This window comes from Bacillus sp. 1NLA3E, from assembly GCF_000242895.2.
Classification (GTDB): Bacteria; Bacillota; Bacilli; order Bacillales; family Cytobacillaceae; genus Bacillus_BU.
In genome coordinates, this window is record NC_021171.1 from 778,467 (window position 1) to 795,687 (window position 17,221).

Annotated in this window: 15 protein-coding genes and 5 tRNA genes; 17 read left to right on the forward strand and 3 right to left on the reverse strand. The window is 37.9% G+C overall.

Annotation, left to right across the window (positions count from 1 at the left end; translation table 11 throughout):
• Positions 1 to 2 precede the first annotated feature (2 nt).
• The 11 genes from B1NLA3E_RS03860 (at position 3) to B1NLA3E_RS03910 (ending at position 9,211) form a co-directional block, all read left to right on the forward strand.
• Positions 3 to 77, forward strand: a tRNA-Gly gene (locus tag B1NLA3E_RS03860).
• A gap of 16 nt (positions 78 to 93) precedes the next feature.
• Positions 94 to 167, forward strand: a tRNA-Cys gene (locus tag B1NLA3E_RS03865).
• 30 nt (positions 168 to 197) lie between these two features.
• Positions 198 to 283, forward strand: a tRNA-Leu gene (locus B1NLA3E_RS03870).
• 20 nt (positions 284 to 303) lie between these two features.
• Positions 304 to 385, forward strand: a tRNA-Leu gene (locus B1NLA3E_RS03875).
• 325 nt (positions 386 to 710) lie between these two features.
• On the forward strand, positions 711 to 1,229 hold the full coding sequence (locus B1NLA3E_RS03880; RefSeq protein ID WP_041580893.1) for a DUF6241 domain-containing protein: 519 nt from the start codon (positions 711 to 713) through the stop codon (positions 1,227 to 1,229).
• Between the two features lie 160 nt (positions 1,230 to 1,389).
• Complete coding sequence (locus B1NLA3E_RS03885; RefSeq protein ID WP_051120119.1) at positions 1,390 to 2,907, forward strand: pyruvate kinase; 1,518 nt, start codon at positions 1,390 to 1,392, stop codon at positions 2,905 to 2,907.
• Positions 2,908 to 3,133: 226 nt separating this feature from the next.
• A tRNA-Gly gene (locus tag B1NLA3E_RS03890) sits at positions 3,134 to 3,207 on the forward strand.
• A 268-nt stretch (positions 3,208 to 3,475) separates the two neighbouring features.
• Positions 3,476 to 4,618 carry a tRNA epoxyqueuosine(34) reductase QueG gene (gene queG / locus B1NLA3E_RS03895; protein ID WP_015592534.1) on the forward strand — a complete coding sequence of 381 codons (1,143 nt, stop codon included), beginning with the start codon at positions 3,476 to 3,478 and terminating at the stop codon, positions 4,616 to 4,618.
• A gap of 512 nt (positions 4,619 to 5,130) precedes the next feature.
• Positions 5,131 to 6,144: an amidase domain-containing protein gene (locus tag B1NLA3E_RS25520; protein WP_041580281.1), complete on the forward strand. Its 1,014-nt coding sequence runs from the start codon at positions 5,131 to 5,133 to the stop codon at positions 6,142 to 6,144.
• Between the two features lie 65 nt (positions 6,145 to 6,209).
• Positions 6,210 to 6,701, forward strand: a complete 492-nt coding sequence (gene trmL, locus B1NLA3E_RS03905; RefSeq protein ID WP_041580283.1) for a tRNA (uridine(34)/cytosine(34)/5-carboxymethylaminomethyluridine(34)-2'-O)-methyltransferase TrmL — start codon at positions 6,210 to 6,212, stop codon at positions 6,699 to 6,701.
• 614 nt (positions 6,702 to 7,315) lie between these two features.
• Positions 7,316 to 9,211: a PrkA family serine protein kinase gene (locus B1NLA3E_RS03910; protein ID WP_015592537.1), complete on the forward strand. Its 1,896-nt coding sequence runs from the start codon at positions 7,316 to 7,318 to the stop codon at positions 9,209 to 9,211.
• Between the two features lie 47 nt (positions 9,212 to 9,258).
• On the opposite strand, the gene B1NLA3E_RS03915 is transcribed toward B1NLA3E_RS03910, so the two are convergent.
• The gene (locus B1NLA3E_RS03915; RefSeq protein WP_015592538.1) at positions 9,259 to 9,543 is read right to left on the reverse strand and encodes a hypothetical protein; all 285 of its coding nucleotides are present in this window, start codon (positions 9,541 to 9,543) and stop codon (positions 9,259 to 9,261) included.
• A gap of 45 nt (positions 9,544 to 9,588) precedes the next feature.
• Positions 9,589 to 10,779 (reverse strand): MFS transporter, encoded by a 1,191-nt coding sequence (locus B1NLA3E_RS03920; RefSeq protein ID WP_236619635.1) that lies wholly within the window; start codon positions 10,777 to 10,779, stop codon positions 9,589 to 9,591.
• A gap of 224 nt (positions 10,780 to 11,003) precedes the next feature.
• On the opposite strand from B1NLA3E_RS03920, the gene B1NLA3E_RS03925 reads away from it, so the two are divergent.
• Genes B1NLA3E_RS03925 through cysC form a run of 5 tightly spaced genes read left to right on the forward strand, consistent with a single transcriptional unit; the run spans position 11,004 to position 14,833 of the window.
• Complete coding sequence (locus tag B1NLA3E_RS03925; RefSeq protein ID WP_015592540.1) at positions 11,004 to 11,771, forward strand: phosphosulfolactate synthase; 768 nt, start codon at positions 11,004 to 11,006, stop codon at positions 11,769 to 11,771.
• A complete protein-coding gene (locus B1NLA3E_RS03930) occupies positions 11,756 to 12,289 on the forward strand; it encodes a histidine phosphatase family protein (RefSeq protein WP_015592541.1) in 534 nt (177 codons plus the stop codon). The genes B1NLA3E_RS03925 and B1NLA3E_RS03930 overlap by 16 nt, the downstream gene beginning before the upstream one ends.
• A gap of 31 nt (positions 12,290 to 12,320) precedes the next feature.
• Entirely contained in the window at positions 12,321 to 13,031 is a 711-nt protein-coding gene (locus B1NLA3E_RS03935; RefSeq protein ID WP_015592542.1) for a phosphoadenylyl-sulfate reductase, read from the forward strand.
• Between the two features lie 41 nt (positions 13,032 to 13,072).
• On the forward strand, positions 13,073 to 14,230 hold the full coding sequence (sat, locus tag B1NLA3E_RS03940; protein ID WP_015592543.1) for a sulfate adenylyltransferase: 1,158 nt from the start codon (positions 13,073 to 13,075) through the stop codon (positions 14,228 to 14,230).
• A gap of 3 nt (positions 14,231 to 14,233) precedes the next feature.
• Complete coding sequence (gene cysC, locus B1NLA3E_RS03945; protein WP_015592544.1) at positions 14,234 to 14,833, forward strand: adenylyl-sulfate kinase; 600 nt, start codon at positions 14,234 to 14,236, stop codon at positions 14,831 to 14,833.
• A gap of 19 nt (positions 14,834 to 14,852) precedes the next feature.
• On the opposite strand, the gene B1NLA3E_RS03950 is transcribed toward cysC, so the two are convergent.
• A complete protein-coding gene (locus tag B1NLA3E_RS03950) occupies positions 14,853 to 15,473 on the reverse strand; it encodes a YitT family protein (RefSeq protein ID WP_041580284.1) in 621 nt (206 codons plus the stop codon).
• Positions 15,474 to 15,818: 345 nt separating this feature from the next.
• Between B1NLA3E_RS03950 and yhbH the strand changes: the two genes are divergently transcribed.
• Positions 15,819 to 16,988, forward strand: a complete 1,170-nt coding sequence (gene yhbH / locus B1NLA3E_RS03955; RefSeq protein WP_015592546.1) for a sporulation protein YhbH — start codon at positions 15,819 to 15,821, stop codon at positions 16,986 to 16,988.
• The last annotated feature ends 233 nt before the right edge of the window (positions 16,989 to 17,221 follow it).

The following is a 17,221-nucleotide window of genomic DNA, read 5'->3' on the forward strand; positions in this document are numbered from 1 at the left end:
TCGCGGAAGTAGTTCAGTGGTAGAACATCACCTTGCCAAGGTGGGGGTCGCGGGTTCGAATCCCGTCTTCCGCTCCAATATTTATTTCATTATGGCGGCATAGCCAAGTGGTAAGGCAGAGGTCTGCAAAACCTTTACCACCGGTTCGAATCCGGTTGCCGCCTCCAATTTCTTATAGTTTACTATTTAAGTAATTCGCCGGGGTGGCGGAACTGGCAGACGCACAGGACTTAAAATCCTGCGGTAGGTGACTACCGTACCGGTTCGATTCCGGTCCTCGGCATAGAAACAAATTAATACCGCGCCGGTGTGGCGGAATTGGCAGACGCGCACGACTCAAAATCGTGTTCCTTCTGGAGTGTCGGTTCGACCCCGACCACCGGTATAATATAAAAATCCCTTGTAAATCACAAGGGATTTTTATTTGCCGTTTTTTAGGAATATATAGGACTTTTTCCGGCATTGTTCGCTCTTATTGAGACTATCAAAAGTAGGAGTTCTTTGTTGGACTCCCTATCGGTCACTCCATCTCTGTACAGTGATTTTTGCTGTTCTTTTTATTACTTTTTGTTTGCTCAAGCAATGGACTTTTAAAAAAGAGAACGTTAATTTGCTTAGGCATCCCAAAATTATTGTATAATTTAACAATAAAAATAATTGAAGGGTTTACCTTAATTAAGGAAAAATTAAAAGTGAAAGGAGTACAAGCTTTGAAAAAATTTATTATAATAGGCATTGGGCTACTAACAGTAGCATTTACCGCTGCTTATATTAACTTTGATAAGTGGAGTTTGGCAACTGTAAGTGATATTAACGCAAGCCCGCAAGACCAGGCAGTAGCAAAAGCTGAACTAAAAAAAAGATTTGAAGCTAGTACTTCCCAAGGAGAAATGCCTAAGTACGAAAAAAAGAGTGAAGCTCAGCTCCTTCAAGAAGTACATGGGATGACTCATCAAAAAGTGGCAGCAGAAGAAAAATGGGGTTCGACCGAAATTACCAAAGATAAGGTTCTGAAATTATATAATGTGGTACAAGAAAAAGAATTTGCCGATTATGAAATTCAGTCTATGTTATTAGATACTCTCGAACCATGGACACATGGAGATTTTAGTAATGCAGTAAGGGCACATAATAATATTTGGGATTATCTTCATGGTAATGTTGGTAAAGCCAGTCGTTTATTAACACCTGTGGAAGAACAACGATATATTGAGAAAACCTTACGATGATTAATTTTTAAAAAAGCGGGGTGGACTATGCTCCGCTTTTAATTTACATCTCTCCTTATAGGTTAAAACAAGGCTTAAAAACTGTTGATCATTAACTTCACACCTTTTCTTTCCAACTTCATAAAATGTCTTTTAGGTAGGTATAGAAGAGGTGAAACCCTTGCAGAACGTTAATTATGATCAAACACAAACAATAAACTCTAGAGTACAATTGAAATATCAACTTATCGATCTGTACAATGAAATTGTGAAAAAGGTAAATGAAACGAATGCTCAGTTTACTACCATTCAAAAGGTACCGATGAGCGGTCAAAATATAAGTGCCTATATTGCATTAGAAAAACTAAGAACTAAAGAATTAGATCAGGCACTAATGCTTGAAGGGCTCTCCTCATTCAATGATATCCATCCCCACGTATTATTTTCACTGAAAAAAATGATTAATAACATACATTATCCAAATACAAATGAAACATTCGACAATATGGATCCAGAAGAAGCAAAGAGTATTAAGGAACGCAGAAGTCGAAGTCTTTTTGGAGTTCGGTCAGATGGTAATTCTCCAACGGTCATGGTTACGCTTGATTGTTCTATGCTAGACAATCCTGCTGTTTTTATGGACTTATTACGGTCGGGAATGGGGGTTGCGCGAATAAATTGCGCTCATGATCATCCTAATGTTTGGAATCAAATGGTAGAGCAAGTAAGGTTTGCTGAAAAGATGTTAATTCAAGAAGATCCTTCCTATACTTTTCCTTGTAAAATCTACATGGATCTTGCAGGACCAAAAATCCGAATTGGTAGATTTAGCCCAGAATACAACACTTTGAAAGTAATGAAAGGGGATACTCTCAGGATTAACGTAGATCCCACCTTTTTAGGACATCCAAAAACTGAATTTGAACCAGTAGCAATTTCCATTACTTCTCCAAAAGCTTTGAAAAATGTTACAATTGGTGATCGGGCATATTTTGACGATGGTAAGGTTTTCGGAGAGGTCTGCACGAGGGAAGAAAATTATATTGAGATTAAAATTATTGATACACAAACAGAAATCGTCAAATTAAAAGAAGGTAAGGGAGTGAATCTTCCTGATTCATTGGTTTATCTGAATGTGCCTTCTTTAACTGAAGATGATGTTCGTATCCTGCCTATTCTTTGTGAGCTTGCAGATATCATAGGGCTATCTTTTGTCCACCATCCAAGGGATCTGATCAAACTTAGGGATCATTTAAAGGTTTTGACCGATAAAAAAATTGGAGTTGTAGCAAAAATTGAAACGAAAGCATCCGTTTTTCATTTAACTAAAATCATGATGGAGGGATTGAACTTTGCTTCTTTTGGTGTGATGATTGCTAGAGGAGACTTAGCTGTTGAAATAGGTTATACGGAACTAACACATGTACAAGAAAGCATTTTAAGGCTTTGTCAGGCTAGCCATATTCCTGTTATTTGGGCAACTGGAGTTCTTGACCGCCTAGCAAAAAAGGGAATACCGACGAGGACTGAATTAACGGATGCTTATATGGGATTAAGGGCTGATTGCATAATGTTGAATAAAGGTCCATTTATTTCCGAAGCGGTGAAAATGATTCAAAACATCGCTGCTTCTGTAAATACTGATTTGTATAATAGATTCGCTAAAAATAAGCTCGCAATAATACAATATGGCTATTAAACAAAGGAAAAAGTTAAAACATAGGCTATTACATGTTTATAGCCTTTTTATTTTGAAAAAGACGATGAGATTTTTGCTATAATGAAACACAAAGTTTCGACGAAATTTAACAAAAACACCTTGACGTAGCTGAAAAAACTGTGTATTATAAGGAAGTTGGTTCTTTGAAACGACAATTTACAACATAAAAATTGTATTAATGTTTTAAAAATCGACAAAAATATTTGCGGGTGTAGTTTAGTGGTAAAACCACAGCCTTCCAAGCTGTTGTTGTGGGTTCGATTCCCATCACCCGCTCCATACATACGCTTATAACGCAGTGTTTCGTTTCATAGAGAACGAAGCATTGCGTTTTTTAATATTTTTTAAGGATAGGCTGTGATAAAGCACAATGTTGATTGCAGTGGAAGGCACGAAGACTCCTGCGGGAGCAGCGGGACAGGTGAGACCCCACAGGCGCTTTAGCGCCGAGGAGGCTCACCGCCCGCTCCGCGGAAAGCGAGTGCCTGGAACGGAAATCAACATTCTAGTTTAACAGAGCCTAAGGATAAAGAGAGGAGGGACTAGGATGGACGTCAAAGCTTTAAAAAAAGATATCATCAAATATAGCCAATCGATCGGAATTGATAAAATTGGCTTTACAACTGCCTCAACTTTTGATGAATTAAAAAACCGACTTTTAAAACAACGCGAATTAGGATACCAATCAGGCTTTGAAGAGCCTGATATTGAAAAAAGGACAGATCCTGCCCTTCTCTTAAATAATCCGAGTTCCATAATTTCTATTGCTTTAGCCTATCCTTCAAAAATGAGTCACCGTGTCCAAAGTAAGGAGGGTGAACGAAGAGGAATCTTTTGCCGCGCTTCATGGGGTACCGATTACCATATAGTTTTAAGAGAAAAACTGAAAATGCTGGAAATCTTTATCTCTTCGTTAGTTCCCGAGGCAATATGTAAATCGATGGTGGATACTGGGGAACTAGTAGACCGTGCTGTAGCCGAACGGGCTGGGTTAGGTTGGAGCGGGAAAAATTGTTCGATTATTACACCCGAATTCGGTTCCTACGTTTATCTTGGTGAAATGATTACAAATATCCCATTTGAACCAGATACGCCAATGGAAGACCACTGTGGTGAATGCACTAAATGCCTTGATGCATGTCCAACCGGAGCACTCGTTCAAGGTGGTCAAATCAATGCTAACCACTGTATTGCATTTTTAACCCAAACAAAGGGGTTCGTACCTGAAGAGTTCCGTGACAAAATCGGAAATCGGGTTTATGGCTGTGACTCATGTCAAACTGCTTGTCCTGAGAACAAAGGGAAAGATTTTCATTTTCACGAGGAAATGGAGGCTGATCCCGAACAAGTAAAACCATTGCTGAAGCCTCTGTTAACGATAAGTAATCGAGAGTTCAAAGAAAAGTTTGGTGACTTGTCAGGTTCATGGCGAGGGAAAAAGCCGATTCAACGAAATGCGATGATTGCTCTTGCTCACTTTAAAGATTCAACAGCAGTTCCAGAGCTTGCTGAAGTATTAGCAAAAGATCCCCGCCCGGTAATGCGGGGAACAGCAGCCTGGTCTCTTGGGAAAATCGGCGGTCTTTTGGTACAGGATATACTGCAAAAGGCAAAACAGACTGAGCAAGATGCTGAAGTTTTAACTGAGATTGAAAAAGGAATAAATGCAAACCAAAAGAGGATGGACTAGGTCTATCTTTTTTTTGTTTAAGGCTTTGTAAATTTCTATTGTGAATTTAAAACTATTTCTGAGTTCTGAGGATGCCTGCTCTTTAAGTATCAATTAGAGCTCACTTTTTGTCTTTTTGGCTAATCGCACTGTTGAGTGACCGTACGGAGCAAAAATCATCTCAAAGGGTCACTACAAGCCAGAAGTAGTGACCATACGGAGCAAAAATCATTTCAAAGGGTCACTACAAGCCAGAAGTAGTGACCGTACGAAGGAAAAATCATCCCAAAAGGTCACTATAAGCCAGAAGTAGTGACCGTACGGAGCAAAAATCATCTCAAAGGGTCACTACAAGCCAGAAGTAGTGACCGTACGGAGCAAAAATCATCCCAAAAGGTCACTACAAGCTAGGGGATAAACCAACCGCTAACCGAACATGGTGAAAATATAGATATAGCAGGTTCCAATTGAAAGGTAAAACGGGATAAATTTCCCGAACCTTCATAAGTATGTTTATGAAGGGAGAGGTTTGGATGCGATTGCAACTGCAAAAATTATTAGAAAAGCGAGTTCAGCAATGTGTAAATATGCAACGAGGCAAAAAGTATTGTAAAAAAATTGAAAGAAAAAAGGAATGCCTCTCGAATCGGTCTGCTGAAATTGTGAAGGCTAGAGCAGAAGGGCATATAACTCATACAGAGAATAAAAATGAGAATACAGAAGTATACTATTCTGTTCATTTTCAATATTTTATCAAACAAGAAGGACAATTTTTTATCGAAGAAGAGGTCGAACAAAGAAGAGCCACTTTTTATCGAAACGCTGTAATTGAAGACGTGGAGATAGAGCCTATTTATGATTCAGTTATAGAACCGAATTCAGAGAATCAGCTTACCACTTCAATGAATCAATCAAATTCTGAACTTGATCCCTTTGAAGCAAATCGATCAAAACGTGGGAGTGAACCATTTATAACAATTAAATCAAATGTGTTCAATCATCCTGAATCAGTTTTTCTATCTGAGCAACAAATTGAACCAGACGGAATGCGACTGTCAAATCACTATAATCGTTTGAAGGCTGTACAATATGCTGAGAAGTGGTGGAACAGCTATAATCCTGCTTATACAAAGTTTGAAGTGGATTGCACAAATTTTATCTCACAATGTCTACATGAGGGTGGTGCTCCAATGAGAGGGTATCCGAATCGACGTATGGGATGGTGGCTCAGAGGGAAAAACTGGAGCTTTAGCTGGGCTGTCGCGAATTCACTAAAGCTTTATTTAAGTGAATCAAAGATAGGTTTAAGAGCAAGGGAAGTAAACAGTGCTGAACAATTGCTGTTGGGCGATGTTATTTGCTACGACTTTCAGGGGAATGGTCGGTTTGATCATAATACGATTGTTACCGGAAAGGATGCATTGGGCATGCCTCTAGTTAATGCTCATACGTATAACAGTAGGAAACGTTACTGGGCTTATGAGGACTCGACTGCCTATACTCCAAATATTAAGTACAAATTTTTCACGATTCTTAGCGATGAATAACTTTATTGTAACGGTGTAGGAGAGTGGTATAATAGCATGTAGATTTAATTTTAGAGGTGAAAATTGTGGGAGTACATGTTGTTTTATACCAACCTCAGATACCAGCGAATACGGGAAATATTGCCCGAACTTGTGCGGGAACTGATACTTCGCTTCATTTAATTCGTCCATTAGGTTTCTCAACAGATGATAAAATGCTGAAAAGAGCAGGATTAGATTATTGGGAGTACGTTAATATCGTTTATCATGACTCATTAGAAGACTTTTTTGAAAACAACCCCAATGGGAAGTTTTTTTATGTAACAAAGTTTGGGGAAAAGCCTTTCACTACGTTTGATTATAGTGATGTCGAACAGGATTACTTCTTTATTTTTGGCAAAGAGACAACCGGCTTACCAAAGGAATTAATCAAAAAAAATAAAGATGTTTGCCTGAGGATTCCAATGAATGGAAACATTCGTTCACTCAATTTATCCAATACCGCAGCCATCCTGATTTATGAGGCACTGCGTCAGCAGAACTTTCCGAACCTTTTATCAGTTCACGTGGATCATTAAAAAAAAAGGCAAAACAGCTTGTCTTCTGGGCAAGCTGTTTTGCCTTTTTATTATCATTTGCTTAATGGAAAAGGATTCTACATGAAGGAATTTGTAGAGACAAACAAAATGAACTTAGAATAACAGTTGGAAAAGGAAAAAGCTGCTAAATAGCAGCTTTTTCAATGAACTTTTCTAACTATCCAGCTCCACAACTAGTGTAAGTCGCTAGACGGGAGCTTTTAGTTTTTCTTACTTATTAATACCCGGTTTGTCATTATAACCTGCTGTGAAAATGGCGGATAAGAATGTAATTGCAACTAAAACAATAAATAAAGTACCCATGTTAATATGACCCTCCCATCCCAAAATACAGATTCCATCAAAATTTATTATAGCGTAAAATAATCAAAGTGTGAATAAATGTTGAAATATTTCGTTATATGAAATATTCCGAATTAAGATTTACAGCTTGATATAAATAGGATGAGCTAGAAAGGTGTATTTATTGGTTAATCTTTTTTTCAATAGAAGTTCAAAAAGGTCATCCTTCCTTCCGTGATTAGGCATGTTCATATGGGCATTAGCATAGGATTATATTAATCGTCTCTGAAAAAGCTATTGGGGAGGTCCATATGGATATATTAAAAAAAATCGAGAGCTATCGTGTTGAAGAAGAGAAGCTGAAGTGGGAAGGGACGTTTGGGGAGTATTTGGAACTTGTTAGGGAAAAACCATGGGTTGCGCAATCAGCCCATTCGAGAGTTTATAACATGGTTAAGGATGCTGGAATCGAGGAGATTAACAATAAGAGACAATATCAATTTTTCAACAATCAGCTATTTGGACTGGAAGAGCCTTTGGAGAGACTTGTTGAAGAATATTTCCACCCTGCAGCAAAACGGTTAGATGTAAGAAAACGGATTCTATTGTTGATGGGGCCGGTTAGCGGCGGGAAATCGACTTTGGTTACGATGTTAAAGCGGGGCCTAGAAAAATACTCCCGTACTGACAGAGGAGCGTTGTTTGCTATTAAAGGCTGCCCGATGCATGAAGACCCCCTTCATTTAATTCCGCATCATTTAAGGCAGGATTTCTTTGAGGAATATGGAATTCGGATTGAAGGTAATTTATCTCCACTAAATTCAATGCGTTTGGAAAAAGAGTACGGCGGAATCATTGAGAATGTAATCGTCGAACGAATCTTTTTCTCAGAAGATCGACGTGTAGGAATCGGGACGTTTAGTCCATCTGATCCTAAATCACAGGATATTGCTGATTTAACAGGAAGCATTGATTTTTCAACAATCGCTGAATACGGTTCAGAGTCAGACCCACGGGCATACCGTTTTGATGGAGAGCTGAATAAAGCAAATCGCGGAATGATGGAGTTCCAGGAAATGTTGAAATGCGATGAGAAGTTTCTTTGGCATTTGTTATCATTAACACAAGAAGGAAACTTTAAGGCAGGAAGATTTGCACTCATAAGCGCTGATGAACTGATCGTGGCCCATACAAATGAGACAGAGTATCGTTCCTTCATTTCTAATAAAAAGAATGAGGCCCTTCATTCGCGGATTATCGTCATGCCGATTCCTTATAATTTAAAAGTAACTCAGGAAGAAAAGATATATGAAAAAATGATTCACGAAAGTGATGTTGCGGATGTTCATATTGCTCCGCATACATTAAAAGTTGCTGCGATGTTTACGATCTTAACCCGGCTAAAAGAGCCGAAAAAAGGTGATATTGATTTAATTAAAAAGATGAGGCTTTATGATGGGGAGAATGTTGAGGGCTTCAATTCGGCTGACCTTGCTGAACTGAAAAAGGAATTTGCGGATGAAGGTATGAGTGGAATTGACCCTCGGTATGTCATTAATCGAATTTCATCAACCATTATTCGAAAAGAAGTTCCTTCAATTAATGCGCTAGACGTATTACGTTCCTTAAAAGAGGGGCTTGATCAGCATCCATCGATTACTGCTGAATTGAAAGAACGTTATTTAAATTTTATTTCCTTGGCTAGGAAAGAATTCGATGATATCGCCAAGAAGGAAGTGCAAAAAGCATTTGTTTATTCATATGAAGAATCAGCTAAAACGTTGCTGGATAATTATTTAGATAATGTTGAAGCGTACTGCAATAAAGCCAAGCTTAGTGACGCGTTGACAGGTGAAGAAATTAATCCAGATGAGAAGCTAATGAGATCAATTGAAGAACAAATTGGCATTTCTGAAAACGCGAAGAAAGCATTCCGGGAGGAAATATTGATTAGAATTTCCGCTTACGCACGAAAAGGCAAGCGGTTTGACTACAATTCACATGACCGCTTACGTGAAGCTATTCAAAAGAAATTATTTGCCGATCTTAAAGATGTTGTGAAGATCACCACTTCATCAAAAACACCTGATGAGCAACATCTTAAAAAGATTAATGATGTTGTCGCTCGGTTAATTGATGAGCACGGATATAATTCAACGTCAGCAAATGATTTATTACGTTATGTTGGTAGTTTGTTGAATCGATAAGAAGATACGAATGAGGCTAGCTCATATAATAGCTAGCCCTTTTCTTTTTATTTTTCGGATTCTTCCTCTTTTAGATTAATCTTTTTACACCCTACATATAAACAAGAATAAATGTCTATTCCTTGTTTTGCTTTTGAAAGCCCTTTAAGGTATGGTTTGACCAAATCTTTAAAATCCGAGGCTACCCCTTCCTCCTCCAAAATTCCATATACATAAAGCTTTTTTTCTGCAAAAAGAAAGGCGACATTTCCGACTGCTTGATTAGTGGAATCCACGACATTTAATACTTGATATTCCGGAGTGATGACTTCAGGTGAAAAGTATATTTGCATTTAGGAAAACCTCCTTTTTTAAAATAAAAACGCGCTTCCGCTATACTAAGAAAATTGAAGTTTTTCAAATAATGTATCACTGTCCTCCGCTGGTTTTTTTTTCTTCACATGAATAAGGACAAGACTTAGTAGGGCAGCAAATAAGGTTAATCCAGCTGTTATAAGAAACATTCCAGTTCGTGACCAATCCATTAATGTACTGAAAATGGGTGGACCAATCGCCACTCCTAAAAACCTAACTGAACCATAAAGTGAAGTAACAAAACCCCTTCGATCCGTTGGGACTGAGCCGGTAATAAAACTATTGATACATGGAAGAACAAGACCCGTCCCAATACTGCTAACTACCAGGACTGAGAAGAACGGAATTAAACTTTCAAAGAAAATGAGTGAAGCAAATGATGCAGTCATTAGGAGCAATCCCAAAATAATTAACTTTTTCATCAAAGGCATATTTTTTCCGATTTTACTGCCAGTAATATACGATGTAGTCGTCATAAACAACAATGGTATCGCTAAAATACTACCCTTAAGAATCCCGTCAATATGATGTTCTTTTTCAAGAATGTCGGAAATATAAAACAGAATACCGAAAAGAGCAAAAAGACAAATTGCCCCTGTTAAATAAGCCGCAAATAACCATCGTCCCTCTGATTTAAATACGGAAATTAGCCCCTTTGCATATTTGCCTAAAGGAGGGGGTTCTTTTTCTGCTTTCTTTTCTTTTATAAAAAAGATCGTTAGTAAAATTGACGCTAAACAGAAGACGGGAAAGGCGAAGAACGCTGCATACCAAAAGAGAAGGGCAAAAAGAGAACCTAGTATCGGACTAATGACCTTTCCAAACCCATTAGAGGCCTCAACGAGACCAAGAACACGACTTTGTTCAGCCCCCTTGAATAAATCCCCTGTTAATGCCATGGCAATTGGCGCTGTACCAGCTGCTCCTAAACCTTGCATAACCCTCCCAGCCAGGATCCATGTATATGCATTTGAAAACCACGCAGATGCTGCCCCAGCAAGCAAACCACCACAACCATATAAAATAAGTGAAGGGATGATGACTGCTTTTCGTGAAAAACGATCAGATAAATATCCTAAAATCGGAATGGATATCGCTGCAGCAATTGAAAAAACTGAAATGATCAGGCTTATTTTAAATTGAGAGACATCCAATTCTGTTTTCATTTTTGGCAGAAGTGGAATCAACATTGAGTTTCCCAAGACTAGAATCATGGGGATGGAGCCAATTGCTAATATCGTTAAACCATTCGGTTTTTGCTTTGACAATTGATGAACACCCCTAACTAAATAAAATGAAAGCTTTTCTATTGTTTGAAATGGATTAGAACTTTATACAAAGGCTGATGCCTAATTTTCTAAGGAAAAAACCTAAACATTACACATTTACCCAATTTTTGAATAATCTATCCTAGAAAAATGAGGAGGCGTTTACCCTAATGGATTTTTTAGAATTACCAAAAAGGACTTCAGGAGAGAGGTCCTTTGGATTGACTTCAATTGCTGATTTCGGTACTCCGGTTGGGGAGTTAAGGCATATTTTATCTGAATACAATAGCTTAATTGACATAGCAAAAATTGGAATTGGATCGGCATATGTGACTCCAAATATTCAGGAAAAAGTCGACCTTTACAAGCAATATCAGATTAAACCTTATTGTGGGGGTACCTTATTTGAAAAATGTTACTACCAAAATAAAATCCCCGAGTATGTTCACTATTTAAACCATTTAGGGATTGAATGGATTGAAGTTTCAAATGGAACTTTAGACATTCCTATTGGTAAGCGTCTCTCCCTCATAAAACAATTAAAAAAGGAGTTCCATGTTATTGCTGAGGTAGGGTCAAAAGACTGTGAAAAGGAAATACCTATTTCAAAATGGAAGGAAGAAATGGTTCTTTTCCTTGATGCTGGATGTGAGTATGTGATTACTGAGGGGAGAGACTCCGGGACGGCAGGCATATACGGGAAAAATGGTGACATTAGAGATGACCTTATTCATGAACTAATTAAAGATATAGATTATAAAAGGATTATTTTTGAAGCCCCTACTTCAAAACACCAAATGTATTTTATTAAACAACTGGGAGCAAACGTTAATTTAGGGAATGTGAAAATTCAGGATGTTTTAGTATTAGAAGCACAAAGGTGTGGATTACGAAGTGAAACCTTTTATATGGAGGATCGTGAATGGTCATTACTTTAATTAGGCATCTTCCTACGGAGTGGAATAAGAAAAAAATGCTTCAAGGAAGAAAAGATATCGATATTTCAGATAACCCTAAAATGTATCAGGCTGGAATAAAACGGAACCAGAAGTATTTGCAAGAAATCGCCCCGTTTGAGATTGTTTTGGCAAGTAATTTAAAAAGGACTCAACAAACGGCGCGATTATATGGATTTGATTCGGAAACTGAGGGCTTATTAGATGAATTAGATTTTGGACCGTTTGAGGGTGTGCCTAGGGAGAAATTGTTTGAAAAATATGGGGACAAATGGGTGGAAAACCCACGGGAAATTATTCTTGGTGAGAGCATTGCCAATCTTGAATATAGGATTGTTTCCTTTTTAGATAAATATCAGGGGTATTCAAATATTTTAGTATTTGGTCACGGATCATGGATGAGAGCCATTCTGTCCTATTATCAACAGGGCGATATTAATAAAATGAACAAAATAGCAGTTCAAAATAATGAATGCATTACATTACGATTTAATGATTAGAGTGAATATAGGTTGAAATGGAGGGATAGGATTGTCCGGAACGATCACATACGAAGCATGGAATGAAGAAAGGGTTGCCCATACTTTGAAAGAGAATCGAGATTATCTAGATATAATTAAATGGGCATATCGTGAATATGGAAAAGATATTGTGTATGCCTGTAGCTTTGGCGCTGAAGGAATAGTGCTTATCGATTTAATCAATAAGGTCAACAAGGAAGCCCGGATTGTGTTCCTTGATACTGGACTTCATTTTAAGGAGACATATGACCTAATAGAAAAGGTAAAAGAGCGTTATCCAACTTTGCAGATTGATTTGGTAAAACCAAAAATGACTTTACAAGATCAAGATAAGTGGTATGGAGAAGAATTATGGAAAGATAACCCCAATCTGTGCTGCCATATGAGAAAAATTGTTCCGCTACAAGATGTATTAACAGATTCATTGGCTTGGATAACTGGCTTAAGGAGAGAGCAGTCCCCGACAAGGAGTAATGTACAATATATTAACAAGGATGAAAAATTTCAAAAAGTAAAAGTCTGTCCGCTTATCCATTGGACGTGGGATGATGTGCTGACCTATATCGATTTACATCAACTCGAATATAATCCTTTGCACGATCAGGGCTATCCAAGTATTGGTTGTGAGCCATGTACCATGAGGGTAACCGGAAAAGGTGATATCCGTTCCGGCAGATGGGCTGGTCAAAATAAGACAGAATGCGGACTTCATTTATCATAAAAATATTGATACATGGACCAAATCAGTAAGGGGGAATTTTCGTGAGTCTTAGCCAACCACATGGAGGGAATCTAGTTCAGCGTATTGATCTTTTGTTTCCAATTGATATTTCTCGAAAAATTGTTGAACTTGATAAAATGGAATTGAGTGATCTTGAGCTGATTGCAAATGGTGGATATAGCCCACTAAAGGGTTTTATGGGTAAACAGGATTATGATACTGTTGTTCAAAAAATGAGGCTATCAAGTGGGCTTCCCTGGTCTATCCCCATCACATTGGCAGTAAGCACAAATAAAGCAGCTGAACTAAAAAGTGGGGAAGAAGTCAATTTAGTTCATAACGGAACCATTTATGGGGTGATGAAGGTAGAGGAAATATATTCCCCAGATAAAAAATTGGAAGCTGAACTCGTCTATCGAACCTCAGAAAAGGCTCATCCTGGTGTAAAGAAGTTGTTCGAGCGACAAGACGTTTACTTAGGCGGTCCGGTCACACTGGTTAATTTTCCAGAGAAGGGACAGTTTGAAAGCTATTATTTAGATCCGCAACAAACAAGAGAAATATTTAAGAAAATGGGTTGGAAAAAGGTTGTTGGATTTCAAACGAGGAATCCGGTTCATCGCGCCCATGAATATATTCAAAAGTCGGCATTAGAGTTAGTGGATGGTTTGTTCTTAAACCCGCTTGTTGGAGAAACGAAGCCGGATGACATACCAAGTGAGATTCGCATGAAAAGCTATCAAGTTCTCCTAGAAAACTATTATCCAAAAAACCGCGTGTTCATGTCGGTATTCCCAGCATCCATGCGTTATGCCGGACCAAGAGAAGCGATTTTTCACGCAATCGTTCGCAAAAACTATGGATGTACTCATTTCATAGTCGGAAGAGATCATGCTGGTGTAGGGGATTATTATGGTACTTACGATGCTCAAAAGATCTTTAGTTACTTTCACGAGGATGAGTTAGGAATTCAGCCGCTGTTTTTTGAGCATAGTTTTTATTGTGAAAAATGCGAAAACATGGCATCTGAAAAAACATGTCCTCACGATAAACAAAATCATGTCATTTTATCAGGTACAAAAGTAAGAGGAATGTTGCAAAACGGAGTGAAACCTCCAAAAGAATTTAGTCGTCCAGAGGTAGTTGAAATTCTGATTCAAGGGATGCAAGAATTGTATATTAAAAACTTAAGGGTGTAGCAAATGGAGAAGCTGGAAAACATCATTTGGCACAATACAACTATTTCCAAAAAGGACCGCCATCGTTTGAATGGTCATAAAAGTTGTGTTCTGTGGTTTACAGGGTTATCTGGATCGGGGAAATCGACCTTGGCAAATGCAGTCGATCAGGAATTATTCAGAAACGGGTTAAGAAGCTTTGTGTTAGATGGGGATAACATCCGTCACGGATTAAACAGGGATTTAAGTTTTCATAAACTAGATCGGAAAGAAAATATTCGTAGAATCGGTGAAGTGGCAAAGTTGTTTGTTGAAAGTGGGCAAATTGTATCTTCTGCTTTCATTTCTCCGTTTAGAGAAGATCGGGACCTTGTCCGAGGAATGTTTGGAGGCAATGAGTTTATTGAAATCTATTGTAATTGTCCTATTCACATCTGCGAAAATCGGGATCCAAAAGGTTTGTATAAAAAGGCAAGGAAAGGAGAAATTCATGATTTCACTGGAATAAGCTCGCCTTACGAAGCGCCTCTGTCTCCTGAAATCATCATTGAAACAAGTAATACGAGTATCGATCAATCTGTAAAGAAAATCTTCTCTTTTTTACAAGCTAAGAGGATCCTCTAAGGATTCCCTTAGCTTATCTTTATTTCATTTTTCGCCAATTATATGAAAGCTCATAAAGGCTTTGAAATCTGAACGTGTAAATATAATCAATAATGTTGGTAGATATATATTGGCAAATGATTGCAAATACAACAATTTTATAATCAATCACAAGTGAGGTTAATAAAAAAATAAAGAAATTAATGCCCATCATGACCTTTCCAGGACTCCAATTTTTATAGGAAGCAATAACTAATGCTGGAATCACCATTCCACCACTAGACGCGCCTGCACGGATGAGCAAACCAACGCCAATTCCGAACAAGATACTTCCCGATGCCATATCAAGTAGTATATGTACATGTATATGTGGAAAATAAGAAGTTAAAACGCTTACTGTCGTTGAGGTTGTTGCTACAGAGATAATCGTTCGAAATGTCCAAGTGTAGCCAAAATAATTCACCGCAAAGAGCAAAAAAATAATATTTGCAAGCCATAAAGCGAATCCGAGTGGAAGATCAAACCAATGGTTCATCAGGATCGCTATGCCTGCTGCACCTCCAGAGGGGATGGAGTGTGGAAACAAAAATAGGGACATGGCCATGCCTTGTAAGACTGCACCAAATATAAGACAGTAGTATGTCAAAATTGTTTTACTCATCGTTTTATGAAATCAACCATAATAGTAACAACCATATTTTCCAATGCGTATCTCCTCCTTAGCCAACCTCTCCTTGTCCATTTTATGAGTGTAGAAAATAGAATATGTTGAATACATGATGATTCATTAAAAACATCAGTTTTTCCCATTTTTTGTGAGGAGGACTAAGATTGTCCAATGTGATGGGCCATCTCATTATTGTAGTAATTATTAGTAAATTATTTGGTTTTCTTGCATAGGATAGAGTAATCCACAATTCTATTAATTTTACAGGCAGACTCGGGTTATTGTATGCCACTGAAAGGATTTTTGTGAATCAAAAAAATAATTTAGGGAGGGGTAAAATTGACCGAAATTGATAATCAACCGTTTGTTGTTTCCAAAGAAGATTGGTCCCTCCACCGCAAAGGCCACGATGATCAACAGCGTCACCAAGAAAAGGTACAAGAAGCGATTCGAAACAATCTACCAGATTTAATTACAGAAGAAAGTATCATTATGTCCAACGGTCGAGAGGTAGTGAAAATACCGATTCGTTCTCTTGATGAATACAAAATTCGCTATAACTATGATAAAAACAAACATGTTGGGCAAGGTGATGGTGAAAGTAAAATTGGTGATGTCATTGCCCGTGATGGTGCAGGCTCTGAAAAGGGACCAGGAAAAGGGCAAGGGGCAGGTGATCAGCCAGGGGAGGATTATTTTGAAGCGGAGGTTTCCATGATGGAGTTGGAGGAAGCCTTGTTTAAGCAGTTGGCGCTTCCTAACCTTCAACGTAAAGAGCAAAATGAAGAGCTTGTCGAAAACATTGAGTTCAACGATATTCGGAAAACGGGTTTAATGGGGAATATTGATAAGAAGAGAACAATGATGACAGCCTTTAAACGAAATGCCATGCAAGGGACTCCAGGCTTCCATCCTATCTATCAGGAAGATTTAAAATTTAAAACTTGGAATGAAGTGGTTAAGCCTGAATCCAAGGCAGTAGTTTTGGCAATGATGGATACAAGTGGTTCAATGGGGATTTGGGAGAAATACATGGCGCGAAGCTTCTTCTTTTGGATGACGCGCTTCTTACGCACCAAGTATGAGACAGTAGAAATTGAATTTATTGCGCATCATACCGAAGCTAGGGTGGTAACGGAGGAAGATTTCTTTACAAGAGGAGAAAGTGGTGGAACGATTTGTTCATCAGCTTATCGAAAAGCATTGGATCTTGTGAACGAGAAGTATGATCCTAAACGCTATAATATTTATCCTTTTCATTTTTCAGACGGAGATAATTTAACATCTGACAACGCTCGCTGCGTGAAATTAGTGGAAGAACTTATGAAGGTATCCAATATATTTGGATATGGCGAGGTCAATCAGTATAACCGCCATTCTACTTTAATGACCGCTTATAAAAATATTAAACAAGAAAAATTCCGACATTACATCCTCAAACAAAAGTCTGATGTTTTCCATGCGATGAAGAGTTTTTTCAAACAGGAAGATGAAAAAATGTATGCTTAACAAAACCGACAGGTGGAAAGCCTGTCGGTTTTTAGCTGCCGCTTTTATTATGTTTTTCATCATTATTAAACGGAAAATAGTTTTTTTAATATAGGAAATTCTATAATTTTTTTAAAAATTATTCAAGAAAATGAAGCGATTTCATTCGCGTTTTTTCGCGATTCTCTTCACATTGATTCTGTCTTATTTCGGATAAATAGTGTCTAAAAAATGAATTCCTTAAAATTATTTAG